This window comes from Petrocella atlantisensis (assembly GCF_900538275.1).
Classification (GTDB): domain Bacteria; phylum Bacillota; class Clostridia; order Lachnospirales; family Vallitaleaceae; genus Petrocella; species Petrocella atlantisensis.
In genome coordinates, this window is the sequence record NZ_LR130778.1 from 2,868,503 (window position 1) to 2,883,495 (window position 14,993).

Sequence of the window (14,993 nt, forward strand, 5' to 3'; positions counted from 1 at the left end):
CTTGTTACTGAGACTATAAAAATAGAGAATAAAAATAAGAGGTGTTAATATGAGTGATCATACTCTAAAATTTGATATAAAAGATTTAGACTTCTTTTATGAAGATTTTCAAGCATTAAAAAACATACAAATGGAGATTAAAACCAATGAAATCACAGCTTTTATAGGTCCTTCAGGTTGTGGCAAGTCAACCTTTTTAAGGGCACTAAACCGTATGAATGATTTGATTGAAGGGACAAGGGTTGAAGGAAAAATCTATCTAGATGGTGAAGATGTCTATGATAAGATAGATGCAATCACTTTAAGATCAAGAGTGGGTATGGTTTTTCAAAAGCCCAATCCATTCCCTATGAGTGTCTATGATAATATTGCATATGGACCAAGACTGAATGGTATCAAGAAAAAATCCATTCTAAATGAAATCGTTGAAAGATCTTTAAGACAAGCGGCTGTATGGGATGAATGTAAGGACAAGTTAAAGCAGAATGCCTTATCTTTTTCAGGTGGCCAACAACAGAGAATATGTATCGCTAGAGCGTTGGCAGTAGAACCGGAAGTACTACTTATGGATGAGCCGACTTCAGCACTTGATCCTATATCCACATTAAAGATTGAGGACTTAATCACTGAACTGAAAAAAGACTATACAATTATAATTGTAACGCATAACATGCAGCAAGCAGCTAGGATATCTGATAAGACAGCCTTTTTCTTACTTGGCGAGTTACTGGAATTTGATACGACAGAAACCATCTTCTCTAATCCTAAGAACAAGAAAACAGAGGATTACATCACCGGACGATTTGGTTGATATAAAAAAATACAAGTGTTAGAATATAATAAACTATACGAGAACCATGGAGGTTACTATGCCAATTAGATATGAATTTGAAAAAGAACTGAATGAACTGCACCGTAACTTGGTAAAGATGGGTGCAACCATAGAAAAGCAGATTGACGATATGATCAAAGCCATGCTCAATCAAGATGTGGCGTTAGCCAGAGAAGTCATAAAGCGAGATGACATTATAGATGAGATGGAACGTGTTATAGAGCAAGAGTGTATTATGCTTGTTGCGAGGCAACAACCTATTGCATCTGACCTTAGAGACATTGCATCTATACTAAAGATTATTACAGATTTGGAACGTATTGCAGACCACTGCGAAGACATATCCAAATACACGATAAAATTAAGTGAAGAAACCTATTTTAAACCTCTAGAAGACATTCCTAAAATGGCGTATAAGGTCAAAGACATGATTAAAGCCGTCATAGATAGCTGTATAAGTAAGAATTTGGCCAGGGCCGAAGAAGTAAAAGCGATGGATGATGAGATAGATGATCTATTTGATTCGATTATTGAAGAGCTACAAGCCTACATGATGAAAGATTCTACGGTGGTTAAGCAATGTACGGATTTTATGTTCATTGTCAAATATCTAGAACGTATGGGAGATCATGCGACCAATATTTCAGAATGGATTGCTTACAATATCACAGGAAAGCATTTTGAATAAACCTTATGAGGTGACACTATGTTAAAAACAAGAGTACTAACCGTTGATGATGAAGGCCATATTTTAGAACTCTTAAAGTATAATCTGGAAAGTAGCGGCTATGAAGTGGTTCAAGCTGAAACCGGTGAAGAAGCACTGGAAATCATTGAAAAAGAAAAAATTGATTTGGTCTTATTGGACCTAATGCTACCAGGCATCGATGGGCTGGAAGTCCTAAAAAGAATCAGAACCAATGAGACCTACAAGCGATTGCCAATCATAATGCTGACAGCAAAATCAGAAGAGATTGACACGGTACTAGGTCTTGAAATGGGTGCAGACGACTATATATCCAAGCCGTTTGGTGTTCATGAGCTGAGTGCGCGTATCAAGGCGGTATTTAGAAGAACAGAGGCTTTGTCCAAAAACGCTGGCAGCACTATGCCGGAAGAAGACATTCTTAAGCTGGAAGACTTGATGATTAACCGTACAACCCATGAAATTACTGTACGAGGCAAGATTATGGAATTGCCGTTAAAAGAATTTGAACTCTTATACCTTTTGGCAAAGAACAGAGGTCGTGTCTTTGACCGAGAGTACCTTTTAGAGAAAATATGGGGTTATGATTATTATGGTGAAACCAGAACCGTCGACGTCCATATAAGGAATCTAAGGGTCAAAATAGAAGAAGATGATAAAAATCCACAGCATATAAAAACGGTACGTGGGGTTGGTTACAAATACGCGTAAAGGAAAAGGATAAGTATGCAAAGAAAAATACTATTAACTTATATCATTCTAATCGTTGTAACGGTCATTTTTTCAGTTGGGCTTTCTTGGAGTAGAATCAATAACTACTTTTTTGAGCGTGTTGAAAAAGAAACCATAACCATCAGTGATATGCTACATAAAGCCATGGAGGATTCAGACCTTTCTAAAGAGGACTATCAAAGTTTCATTGAGGAGTATTCCGAGATTACAACTTTCAGAATTACATTAATTGATCAATCGGGTCATGTATGGGTAGACTCCTATAGCGATGCCGAGACGATGGACAATCACGCCAATCGGCCGGAGGTTAGGAAGGCATTGGCAGGTGAGAAATCTTCTGAGATGCGCTATAGCAATACCATGAAAAAATACTTTTTTTATTATGCCAGACCACTAGAAAATGCTGAATTTTCAGGTATAATTAGGGTTTCCTTATCGGTCAGTGAGATTGAGGCGATTACCACAGATATGATTTTTATTATTTTAATCAGTGCGATTTTAGGCTCTCTTATTGCCATGGGTGCGGCTTATGTGGTTACCCAGAGATTTATGAAGCCCATTAATGATCTAACGAGAGTAGCAAAGGTAATATCGGAAGGTAATTATGATGAGAAGATCTATATGGATCGTAATGATCAGATAGGTGAGCTTGCCACGGCGTTCAATACCATGACCTTCAACCTTAAGATTAATATGTGGACTTTAGAACAGAAAAATGCCGAGCTTGAATCGATTTTAACCAGTATGAGCAACGGACTGGTAGCTGTTAATATGGATTATAAGATTGTGCTCTACAATGATCGATTTACGAAGCTGCTGAATTTGCCGGAAGAAGATATGTCAAACCGACTTATATACGAACTCATAAGAGAGTTGTCTATCTTTGATATCATAGAAAAAGCCATAGAAGAAAAAACCTATATGTCAGGTGAAGCCATTATCCATAAAGATGGTGAAGACTGTATTATTGAGATTGTTGCAACACCGATATTTTCCAAAACAAATAAAAACAAAGCTTTAGCAACCTTGCTTATGTTTACAGATGTGACTCAGATGAGAAAGCTTGAAAATATACGTAGAGAATTTGTATCCAATGTAACCCATGAGTTAAAAACACCGTTAACATCCATTAAAGGTTTTGTGGATACATTGAAAAACGGCGCCATCAAAGATGAGATAGTAGCCAATCGATTCCTCGATATCATTGACATCGAGACCGACCGCTTGTCCAATTTGATTCAAGATATTCTAACATTATCAGAGATAGAGACACTTGTAGGTGAACGAAGCTTGCAAGCATTTGAACTCTCCGAGATTGTAGATGAAGTTATGGACATCTTGCCAAAAGACAAAGAAGGGGTTCAGTTGATTATAGAGGTGGAGGAAAACTTACCCTCATTTGAATGTAATCGAGATCGGATGAAACAGCTGCTCATTAACATCATCGACAACAGTATCAAATATACAGATGCAGGCTATGTAAAGTTACAAGTCTTTAAGTACAAAAATTTTCTAAATATCATAGTAGAAGATACCGGCATCGGCATCAAACACCAACATCTCAGTAGAATATTTGAACGGTTTTACAGAGTCGATAAAGGACGGACTAGAAAAACAGGCGGGACAGGACTGGGTCTTTCCATAGTTAAGCACATTGTAGAACTCTATAACGGTGACATTGATATCCAAAGTGAAGAGGGAAAAGGCACCACCATTAGCATTCGCTTACCCTATTGATCAATCAGCATCCATTTACTAAGGTTGTAAGTAAACCTTGTTAAATGGATGCTTTGACGTTTTATGATGGCAAGAATCCCAGGAATGTACTATACTATACAGATAGAAAGCAAAAGAGGAATGCATATGGGTAAAACATCAAAAAAAGATAGAAGACATTTTAGAACAGTCATAAAACGAGGCAGCATCATTGTGAGTATAATTATAATTTTGTTTGTAATCCTCATACAGACGCCGGTATACCCGTGGGCTAAGAGTATTGTTGTTATGAGTGTTTATAGCCGTTATGAATCCGGCTATTCTTTATTAAAGGATAAGAATATTCAGATTAAGATCCCCGGAGGCCTTCAGACAAAAGAGAAAGATTGGTATCCTTTTGTCATGACTTTTAATGATGACCGAGGTTTTTCGGGATTCATGGGCGAACCCATGCGGATGACGGTTTTATATAATTTTGGCCACTTCTCACCGCTAAAAGGGTACGCCTCTTACTACGACATAGATAGTCCTTATTATAATAGCTTCTACGGTGCCTATGGTGTCAGCAAAGGCTCTGAGGAAGCTTTTGGATTTATAGATGGTGAAGTAGACCATGAAGCCATCAGCAAGGTGCCGGAGTTTGATATGGTGCGGCTGGTACTTGAGAGCATCGGTAGTTATGATAATATTTTCGAATACGAAGTCATCTCAGAAGAAAAGGCTGAGCTGTTTAATGAAGACGATTGGTTGGTCATAGACGCAAAGATTACGGTCAACGGATCCATGCATACTTATAAGAAAGACCATAGGGCTTACATTCAATATGGAAAGCCACCAAAAGCATCCTCAGTTGAAGAGCGTCCTGCTGAGGACTTTGCAGTTGTAGACATGGTAGGCCGCATCTACGCCAAACATTATGAAGAGAAAAACATAACCCTATTTTTCTACTGCATCACCAGGGATGAAGCGGTCATTGAAGCTTGGAATATAGATATAATGAATCAGACAAAGTTAATCATGCATTAGAGTTAGAAAGAGGTCATAAAGATGAAAGTGGATTTTCATTTACATACGAGTGAATATTCAGGATGCGCAATGGCAACAGCCGAGGAACAGATTAGAAGTGCCAAAAAAAGTGGGCTTGATGTCATATTTATAACGGACCATATGACACTTTTCCCTATGGAAGTGATTGAAGATTATAATAAGCAATACGCACCCCTTAAGATCTATCAAGGGATAGAAGTGACGATTATGGAAGGTGCTTATGAGGATGTTCTTGTTCTTGGGGTTCATGATTCTAAGATTGAAGGCAGACATTGGAAATATGAAGACCTACATACCTATGTGAAAAAGAAGGGTGGCGCCATAATACTTGCCCATCCTTATCGGTTTGCAGACGAAGTGAATGTCAACATATGGGATTATCCGCCGGATGCGGTAGAGGTGCTCTCCTCTAATATCGGTAGACTAAACTTTGAAAGACGCCGTCTTTTGGCAAATACCCTAGAATGTCCCATGGTCACCAATTCAGATAGCCATTTTATAGAGAATACAGGTTGTTACTATAATATTTTCCCAGACAGCTGCGTGGATGAAGCATCTATTATAGAGGCCCTTATAAAAGGCGACTTTGAATGCAACAGTATTAGAGCTTAAGATAAATCAAATACCCGAACATTAAACATAATATATCAAAAAACGTTTGACAGTATAACCTTGCCCATGTATGATAAAGAACAGGATTCTTATAATCATGATTTTATAATCAAGTAGTAATTAGGAGGACACAAAATGAAACATGAATTGATCATAGTACTTGACTTTGGCGGTCAATACAATCAGTTGATTGCAAGACGGGTCAGAGAAGTAAACGTATATGCAGAAGTATTATCGTATGAAACACCCATAGAAGAAATCATAGCAAGAAACCCAAAAGGTATTATTTTTACAGGCGGACCCTCCGTCGTTTTTGAAGAAAATGCACCCCTAATTGACAAAGCCATCTTTGATGCTGGCATTCCGATACTTGGCATCTGCTATGGATCACAGTTAATGGGTTATCTCCTTGGCGGCAGTGTCGCAAGAGCCGATTCAAGAGAATATGGTAAAACAGATCTAACAGTCGATAAAAGCGACCCATTATTCGAAGGTGTTGATGTATCCTCCGTTGCTTGGATGAGCCATACTTATTATGTTTCAAGTCCACCGAGCGACTTTAGAATAACCGCATCCACAGACACTTGTCCGGTAGCCGGCATGTCCAATGAGAGCAAAAAGCTTTATGCTGTGCAGTTTCATCCGGAAGTCAACCATACACCGGAAGGTACTAAGATGCTTAAGAACTTCCTAGTTAACATCTGTGGTTGCAGTCAAGACTGGATCATGAGCGATTTTGCAAAAGATCAAATCAAACTCCTAAAAGAAAAAATCGGCGACAAAAAAGTCCTATGCGCCTTATCCGGTGGTGTAGACTCCTCTGTTGCAGCTATGTTGATTCACAAAGCCGTGGGTAAGCAATTGACCTGTATCTTCGTTGATCATGGTCTACTTCGTAAAGATGAAGGGGATGATGTGGAGAAGGTATTTGGAGAGGAATTTGACATGAACTTGATTCGTGTCAATTGCGAGAAGCAATTCCTTAATAAACTTGCAGGGGTATCCGACCCTGAGACCAAGCGTAAAATCATCGGTGAAGAATTCATCCGTGTCTTTGAGGCAGAAGCTAAGAAAATCGGTGTAGTCGACTTTTTGGTTCAAGGGACCATCTATCCGGACGTCATCGAAAGCGGTACAAAAGACGCAGCCGTCATCAAAAGCCATCACAATGTAGGCGGTCTACCGGAACATGTAGACTTCAAAGAAATCATAGAACCACTTAGAGACTTATTCAAAGATGAAGTAAGAAATGTCGGCCGTGCCGTTGGCATCCCTGAGTTCTTAGTATCCAGACAACCTTTCCCAGGTCCCGGACTTGCCATTCGTGTCATCGGCGACATCACCAAGGAAAAGCTGGACATCTTAAGAGAAGCGGACTACATCTTCCGCGAAGAAGTAAAAGCAGCCGGCATCTCAAAAGGCCTTGGCCAATATTTTGCTGTACTAACCAATCTTAAGAGTGTTGGCGTCATGGGTGACGAGAGAACCTATGATTACACGGTAGCTCTAAGATCCGTTGATACCTCCGACTTCATGACCGCAGACTGGTCCAGAATCCCGCACGAGATCCTAGCCAAAGTCTCTAACAGAATCGTCAATGAAGTAAACCATGTGAACCGTATATGCTATGATATCACCAGTAAACCACCAGCTACGATTGAGTGGGAGTAATCGCAAGTTTATTTCCTATAGCTTAAACTGTTATTCCATATCATCATATATCACGAATTGTTGATTTTATCAATAATCTTTCTTAATTAAGAGTAATTAATATCATATAAGGAAAATAAAGTCATAGGGTATCAGTAAAGTTATTTCCTTGATACTCTATGTTTTTTATTACTTAACTTTAAAATTTGCACGATTATGCTTGTAAAGAAGCAAAATCAGTGTATAATTAAAGTGACTTTTAAATTTACGCAATCTTGCTTAAAAAGAAGCAAGATTGAGAAAGAAATGAAGTGACTATGAAAGAATATGATCAATTAGCGAAATATAAAACATTTTCATTAGGTGATGTGACCGCTATTACTGGTAATGAAAGTACATCAACATCATTAATCACAAGGTGGTTAAAGAAGAAATATGTAGTTAGAATACGTAAGGATTTATATTCTTGCATAGATTTAACAACAGGTGATATTATTGCAAATAAATATCAAATTGCATCAGCAATTAATGATGCGTCTTACGTTTCACATCATACTGCCTTTGAGTTTTTTGGTATGGTAAATCAAGTATATAATACCGTTTATGTTTCTTCAAAGAAGCGGTTTAATACATTTGAATTTATGGGGACTACTTATAAGTATATGAGTTCTCCATTTTATGAAGGTGTGTTTTTAGTAAAAAATGTTGAAGGTATACGCATAACGGATGTAGAAAGAACATTTGTAGATAGTATTAATCTTCTGTCTAAAGTTGGTGGTATAGAAGAACTCATTAATATTACCAAAACAATTGAATCGTTAAGTGCAGAGAAGTTACTTGGTTATATGGAACAATACAATAAAAAAGTAATATTCCAAAAAGTTGGCTTTTTTTTAGAGAACTATTACAATGGTGAAAATTTGGGTGCAGCTTTTTTTGAAACATGTCAACTGAAATCAGGAAACAGTGTACGGTACTTAGAACAAGGTCGTGAAGGTAAGTTTCTGGCTAGGTGGAATCTTATAATACCAGAGGAATTCATACCAAGGAAAAACGATGTGGAGGGACCGAATGAATATATATGATAAAAGTTATATAAGTAAGAAGGCAACAGATAGTGGATTCAATAGGGATTGATCTTTCCCTGACTTAATAGACACCGTTTTAGGCGGATAATCTTTGTTTTTCGCATTGATTCGGCGTTTTATAACCGATTGCTGAATTCAAGCGATTTGAATTATAGAAAGTTTCAATGTAATCAAAAATATCATGCTTCGCTTGATCCCTAGTTTTGTATTGTTTGTGATGAATTAATTCCTTCTTTAGAATGCTGAAAAAGGACTCCATAGGAGCATTGTCATAAGGGTTTCCGCTCCTACTCATGCTGCATATAATACCATTGGTTTTTAACAGTCGTTGATAGTCATAGCTGGCATATTGCACTCCACGATCAGAGTGATGGATTAATCCGAATGATGGATTTCTTCTCATAATTGCCATGTTAAGAGCATTCATTGCAAGCTCTTTGGTCATATGCTTGTCCATTGACCAACCAACTATCTTTTTATCATAGACGTCCTTTATACAAGCTAGATAGAGCCATCCTTCTTCTGTTGGGATGTATGTTATATCTGAAAGCCATATTTTATTGGGACAAGTTGTCTCAAACTGCTGATTTAAAAGATTTTCTGCTACCGGGTATCTGTGATTTGAATTCGTTGTAGCTTTGAATTTTCGGCGAGTAATCGAATAAATGTGATTGTTTTTCATAATTTTACTCACACGATTCTTTCCACAAGTTATTCCATCTAGCTGCAATTGCTTGGTAACTCTCGGGCTTCCATAGGTCTTTCTGGATGCCTCGTAGACTCTTTTAATCTCTACCAACAATTTATCATTTGCTTGCTTATACTTGCTCTTTGGGCGTTTGAACCATGCATAATAACCACTTCGAGATACACGCAGTACTTTTGCCATCTTTGCCACACGAAACTCGAAGCGGTGAGCTTTCATAAACTCATATTTTATCTCGGTGGTTTGGTGAAGATGGTGATAGCTTTTTTTAATATAGCGATTTCCTCTTCAAGATCGGATATTTTACGTTTGGCATCCCGTAGCTCTTTTTCTTCAGGCTTGAGATTTCCACTTCCGACAAAGGGTGTATTAGGATCCTTGTGGTACTGCTCAATCCACTTGTAGATTGTATTGGGATGAACACCGATGTCATTTGCTACACTTGGGACGCTTCGATTGAGCTCTGTTACCAATCGGATTGCTTCCATCTTAAAATCATTGTTGAACCTTTTTCTGCTCATATAGACACCTCCATTTGATTTATTATATCAGCCATTCGGTGTGTCTATCAAGTTGGGTTAAGGTCAGATACTTATGAGAAAGTGCTTAGGTTAGTAGATGTGAAATGTAATAACGACGGGAACCTTGAGACTTTTGGGTTCCCGTTTCTGATATACTTTGATATGAATGGAATCAGCTAAACTTGTTTTTACAACTTTATGAATTATTGGTACAATGAATGTCAGTAGTCAAGAGGTACTTCATATCCATGATAAAAGTTGATTAAATATTAGAAATTAGGTATCATTCATTTAATCAATCATTTATTACGACTATAATAAAAAAACATAATATCATAAAGCAGCCAAAGAGCATACTTAAAATTCCAGCGAAGGAGAGGATTGAATTGAACCAAAAAGTAGAAGATTTGATCAATAACATTAATAAAGTCATGGTTGGAAAAAGAGAGGCAATTGAACTCATAACCTTAACAATGTTATGCAACGGACATGTTCTTATTGAGGATGTACCAGGTACGGGTAAGACAACCTTAGCCATTGCACTGGCAAAATCAATTGGAGGGGACTTTAACCGAATTTCTTGTACGCCTGATGTTATGCCTTCAGATATTACAGGGTTTACAATGTATCATCCTAAAAACGAAGCATTTGAATATCACGAAGGTGCGGTTATGACAAATATCTTCTTAGCAGATGAAATTAATCGTACACCGCCAAAAACTCAATCAGGGTTACTTGAAGCGATGGAAGAAAGATATGTTTCTGTAGACGGCACACATCACAAGTTACCAGACCCTTTTATGGTGATTGCAACACAAAATCCAATTGAATATCTTGGTACCTATCCACTTCCTGAAGCTCAACTTGATCGTTTTATGATAAAAATGGCTATTGGATATCCAAGTCTTGAAGAAGAAATGATGGTTATGGAGCGTTTTAAGCAATCCAATCCTTTGGATACATTAGAATCTGTGATTACACTTGAAGAGCTTAAGGCTATTCAGAAGGAGATTCTAGAGGTTAGGCAACATGATGATATTTCAAGATATATCGTTGATTTGGTAAAAGCAACGAGAGATTCTAAAGATACGCTACTTGGCATAAGTCCACGAGGGACGCTGTTTATCAGTAAAATGGCCAAAGGTGTGGCTTATTACCGAGGTAGAGACTATGTCATACCAGATGATGTAAAACATATATTTATGTCGGTTGCGTCCCATCGCATTGTGCCTCGCCCTGAAGCTAAATATGAAAATCGAGGCAATGAGGATATCATTAAAAATGTCATGAAATTAGTATATGTACCGGAAGGTGATGCGTTTGCGTAGAACATGGACGATTTATAGTGTATTGCTTGTTTCATCAATGATTTTTAACCGCTTATTACCGGGTTATACCAGTAGCATTAGTTTTTATATTATACTGTTTACACCCGTCATTAGCTTTGCTCATATATCTTTGACGTACTATGTATTTAAGCTCACACATAGTGTTGACAAGAGATTTGTATCAAAGGGTGATGAGATTGTCTATGTCATTAAGCTCATTAATCCAACTTCATTTCTTTTGGCACCATTTTCTCTTCGTTATGTGTCAAGTGAAAGGCTTTTTAAAGATGCAAAGAATGATATTCATCATCCGATTATTGTATCTGAACAAAAGACTGTCGTTATCCGCAAAAAGCTTACTTGTACCTATCGAGGTAATTATTCGATAGGTGTTGATCGCCTTATTATATGTGACTATTTTAAATTCTTCCGATTCAATTACACGGCAATCGAACAACATAAAATTCTTGTTTATCCAAAACTGCGTGAGCTAAAAAGCAGCTTGCTTCGCAATATTAGTAATGAAAGTAATGAAAGCGTTATATCCAATACGACACAAAACCAATCCGTGTTTACGGATGTAAGAGATTACCAACCAGGTGACCCACTAAATAAAATACATTGGAAGTTAACAGCAAAAACAGGAGACTTTATTTCCAAAGACTACTCAGGTCAAGTGACAAATAAAACAAAGATTTTCTTAGATACATATAGCTTGAACTTAGACAGTGAAAGTTCTATTGTCTATGAAGACTATATGGTTGAGGGTTGTGTATCACTGGTGCATTTCTTCCTTGAAAACCGAATACATACACAATTGTATTATGAAAAATTTGGAATGCATAAATCGGAAGGACGAAGCAGTAAAGATTTCCTAAGGTTTTATGATGAACTGGCAAAACTTTCTTTTTATAAGGAACAAGGTTTTTCTAAACTGATGGATGATGTTCTACATCTAGAACGTGACCCGTGTCATGTGATATTAATGACACAGCACATCACATTACCTTTAGTTGAAAAATTGGTAGGCTTGAAATATCAGAATTACGAAATAAGCATTGTAGTCTGTGATCGTAAGACCATGGATATAGAGGGTATTGAGAGTTTTGGAGACAATCAGTGTCAATTTATATTAACCACATCAAAAATACCGATTTATTATATGCAACATGATGAAAGCTCAACAAGGTTGGGGGTGACTTAGTGTTTGCTGTATTTGTTATTGGATTTGCGATCCTTGCAATTTTATCAGGAACTTTCTCATATGTGCTCAATATATTCGAACTATTTCTTATAAGTGGTTTGAGTTTTCTTGTGTATTATTTTATTTTAGGTAAACGCAAAGTTTTAATCTGGTCGATACTGGTCTCTATATTGGTAATAACCGTGACCAGTTATTATTTGTACAAAAAGGAATTGCTAGAATCAACAGGTATACAGATTGCAAATTTTGTAAAACCCTATTATTATTCAATGAGAATTCAAGGTTTCTATATTGGTCGATTCCATCAGCAAATATTAATACTAGGTATTGGCATCTTCTTGTACCGGGTGATTGTGGCTTTCTATCGTTCAAAGAAATTGGTTGTTATTCCGCCTGTTTTTGGCGCTTTAGTGATTATTGGAGCCTACATTGCAGGATTATTTTCGTCGATTAGGGATCGGCAAGCCTTCTTTCTATTTGTAATGGCAACCTTCATCTATTATTTTGAAATCTATTATGTGAGACTGAAAGATAGCGAAGGTTATAAAAGAAGATATTCTTTTTACCGTCTTTCTATTGTTATGGCAACCCTTGTTATTCTCCTATCCCTTGTTGTGAATAATACCTATCGTAATCCATTTGAAAAGAGTGATGCTAAAGTAAGCACAAGCGGAATGAATGGTGAAAGTACAATAGATGATATCGATTCAGATCAGTTAGAGATGATCTATAATGTAACAGATGAATACAAAATCGCTTCTTCTTTTGAACATGAGGGCATTGAACTCTTTAAAGCCAAGACAGAGAAGCTGAAATACTACAAATCTCAAACCTTTAACCACTATGTTGACGGTGTATGGACCAATACTAAGAATGAGCCGATTCATCAAGATGAGTGGCCAACGGAGCCAATTCTCAGTTCGGATCAAGTGTTCAATGAGGCCTTGTTCTTCAAAGAAGAAGTTGAAGTGATTTATCAAAATATTTATACAGATAGTATTGTCACGGGTCCCTATACTAAGGATATTGTCCTTTCTGACTTAACGATTCCTATTCGTGTGTATGAAGATGGTATGTTTAAAGCAGATGAAATGGTCGGTCAGGATTATCAATATACATTATCCATCGCACTACCAAAATATAGAACAACAGCTTTAACCCAGTACTTAAGTGGTTTAGAAAAGGATGATACGGACCTTACAAGTTACTTATTGCTTCCGGATGGATTTGATAAACTAAAAGACTTAACGGATGAGATTACAAAAGATCTATCAACGGATATGAATAAGGCAATAGCCATTGAAGAGTATTTAAAAAGTGAATATACCTATAATGAGAACCCCGAATATCAACAAGAAGGTGATATGATCAATGAATTCTTATTTGAAAAACAAGAAGGATTTTGCCAACAGTTTGCAACTTCTATGACGTTGATGCTAAGGAGTCAAGGGATTCCATCTAGGTTTGTCACGGGTTTTGTAATAGGTTCGAGCCAGTTTGAAATCGATGATATTCCAGAAGAAGTTCTTTATAATGGAAGAAGAGTTATTGATCCTTATAAACATGTATATGATAGTAACGCTCACGCTTGGGTTGAAATCTACGTGCCTAACTTTGGATGGATTCAGTTTGAGCCTACACCGGGTCAAGATGCTGTACAATTTAGTGATCCTATACAATTAAATGATAACATCCAAGTTCAAAAACCATCAACGATGGATACAATCATTCATAATGATTACTTTGGTATTGCCATTGTTTTCATTGTATTTGCAGGACTTGTCTTATTGTTGATCGCATTTATAAAACGTGGTAAGAGACTAAGACGCAATGTTAAGCGTCGACTCATGGTTGATTATAAATTGTTATGGATATATTTAAAAGCCATTCAGTTAGAAAAAGAAAAACATGAAACATTAAGAGAGTATGCACTGCGCTTGAACAAAGGACTAATCAACAGTAAAACTAAGTTTGATGCTTATATCAACACACTGGAAAAAGCTTTTTATAATGACGAAGATCCAAGTATTGAAGAAGTAGAAGCCTTAGAAGACTATTTGGCGGATATTAAGCACATAGTAAAAAGACAGATGTTACCCATCCATTTTTATCGATTAAGATTTATTGAAATTGTACTACTACATAAATAAAAGCTAAATAAATAAAAGGAGTTTTGGATATATGAGTAGCACGAACTATACAGGTGTTATTAGAAAACAGAAAATATGAAGAAAACCAAAGGACATAAGGAGTGTTAATATGAGACATAAGAACCCAATGAAATTTGAGAACGAAAAAAGACTAAAGGAATTGGATATCATAAATTCTTTAAAGAAAGCCGGTATTAATGAAAATGATACTATTTGCGATTACGGAGCTGGAACGGGTGTGTTTACGTTAGAAGCATCAAAGCTTACAAAGGGTATGGTTTATGCCCTTGATATGGATCCGTCTATGTTAAGTATTATTAAAGAAAAAGCAAAAGATGTTCATAATATTCAAGCCATTCAAGTAGAGGAAGATAAAATAAATCTTGAATCTAAAAGCATTGACCTATTTATTATAGTAACGGTTATTCATGAGATCAAAGAAGTACCTGAATTTATCAAGGAAGTAAGACGTGTATTAAAACCGTTTGGACGTGTACTGGTCATTGATTTTCATAAAAAGGACACACCTATGGGACCACCGGCTAATCATAGAATGAGTGAATATCAGGCGGCTAGACATTTTTTCCGAGAAGATATTGTGATGAAAAAGCAGTGCAATCTTGGGGAGAATTTATATCTATTATTGATGGAAAAAGAGGGTGAGTAGATACAAAAAGTAGAATGCACTTGAGCGGAGGAAC

At 36.8% G+C, this 14,993-nt stretch carries 13 protein-coding genes; 12 read left to right on the plus strand and 1 reads right to left on the minus strand.

The annotated features are described in order from the left end of the window. Positions 1 to 49: 49 nt before the first annotated feature. From pstB to PATL70BA_RS13295, 8 genes are all read left to right on the plus strand, one after another. Positions 50 to 811 (plus strand): phosphate ABC transporter ATP-binding protein PstB, encoded by a 762-nt coding sequence (pstB, locus tag PATL70BA_RS13260; RefSeq protein WP_125137817.1) that lies wholly within the window; start codon positions 50 to 52, stop codon positions 809 to 811. A gap of 58 nt (positions 812 to 869) precedes the next feature. Continuing rightward, positions 870 to 1,520: a phosphate signaling complex protein PhoU gene (gene phoU / locus PATL70BA_RS13265; protein ID WP_125137818.1), complete on the plus strand. Its 651-nt coding sequence runs from the start codon at positions 870 to 872 to the stop codon at positions 1,518 to 1,520. 18 nt (positions 1,521 to 1,538) lie between these two features. Further along, entirely contained in the window at positions 1,539 to 2,249 is a 711-nt protein-coding gene (locus PATL70BA_RS13270) for a response regulator (protein WP_125137819.1), read from the plus strand. 15 nt (positions 2,250 to 2,264) lie between these two features. Next, positions 2,265 to 4,007 (plus strand): HAMP domain-containing sensor histidine kinase, encoded by a 1,743-nt coding sequence (locus PATL70BA_RS13275; RefSeq protein ID WP_125137820.1) that lies wholly within the window; start codon positions 2,265 to 2,267, stop codon positions 4,005 to 4,007. A gap of 126 nt (positions 4,008 to 4,133) precedes the next feature. Beyond that, positions 4,134 to 5,012, plus strand: a complete 879-nt coding sequence (locus PATL70BA_RS13280; RefSeq protein WP_125137821.1) for a hypothetical protein — start codon at positions 4,134 to 4,136, stop codon at positions 5,010 to 5,012. Positions 5,013 to 5,033: 21 nt separating this feature from the next. After that, complete coding sequence (locus tag PATL70BA_RS13285; protein WP_125137822.1) at positions 5,034 to 5,645, plus strand: PHP domain-containing protein; 612 nt, start codon at positions 5,034 to 5,036, stop codon at positions 5,643 to 5,645. A gap of 135 nt (positions 5,646 to 5,780) precedes the next feature. Next, positions 5,781 to 7,316, plus strand: coding sequence for a glutamine-hydrolyzing GMP synthase (gene guaA / locus PATL70BA_RS13290; RefSeq protein ID WP_125137823.1), 1,536 nt, complete (start codon positions 5,781 to 5,783; stop codon positions 7,314 to 7,316). A gap of 296 nt (positions 7,317 to 7,612) precedes the next feature. Further along, positions 7,613 to 8,380, plus strand: coding sequence for a type IV toxin-antitoxin system AbiEi family antitoxin domain-containing protein (locus tag PATL70BA_RS13295; protein ID WP_125137824.1), 768 nt, complete (start codon positions 7,613 to 7,615; stop codon positions 8,378 to 8,380). 79 nt (positions 8,381 to 8,459) lie between these two features. On the opposite strand, the gene PATL70BA_RS13300 is transcribed toward PATL70BA_RS13295, so the two are convergent. Further along, a protein-coding gene (locus PATL70BA_RS13300; RefSeq protein ID WP_279233191.1) for an IS3 family transposase occupies positions 8,460 to 9,610 on the minus strand; the annotation gives its coding sequence in 2 pieces (ribosomal slippage) (positions 8,460 to 9,376 and positions 9,376 to 9,610; 1,152 coding nt in all). 386 nt (positions 9,611 to 9,996) lie between these two features. Between PATL70BA_RS13300 and PATL70BA_RS13305 the strand changes: the two genes are divergently transcribed. The 4 genes from PATL70BA_RS13305 to PATL70BA_RS13320 all read left to right on the plus strand — a co-directional run bounded on the left by PATL70BA_RS13305 (position 9,997) and on the right by PATL70BA_RS13320 (position 14,959). Further along, positions 9,997 to 10,938 carry an AAA family ATPase gene (locus PATL70BA_RS13305; RefSeq protein ID WP_243115921.1) on the plus strand — a complete coding sequence of 314 codons (942 nt, stop codon included), beginning with the start codon at positions 9,997 to 9,999 and terminating at the stop codon, positions 10,936 to 10,938. Beyond that, positions 10,931 to 12,142: a DUF58 domain-containing protein gene (locus PATL70BA_RS13310; RefSeq protein WP_172596245.1), complete on the plus strand. Its 1,212-nt coding sequence runs from the start codon at positions 10,931 to 10,933 to the stop codon at positions 12,140 to 12,142. The genes PATL70BA_RS13305 and PATL70BA_RS13310 overlap by 8 nt, the downstream gene beginning before the upstream one ends. Continuing rightward, a complete protein-coding gene (locus PATL70BA_RS13315; RefSeq protein ID WP_125137826.1) occupies positions 12,142 to 14,292 on the plus strand; it encodes a transglutaminase domain-containing protein in 2,151 nt (716 codons plus the stop codon). Before PATL70BA_RS13310 ends, PATL70BA_RS13315 begins: the two co-directional genes overlap by 1 nt. A gap of 109 nt (positions 14,293 to 14,401) precedes the next feature. Next, positions 14,402 to 14,959, plus strand: a complete 558-nt coding sequence (locus PATL70BA_RS13320) for a class I SAM-dependent methyltransferase (protein WP_125137827.1) — start codon at positions 14,402 to 14,404, stop codon at positions 14,957 to 14,959. Positions 14,960 to 14,993 lie beyond the last annotated feature (34 nt).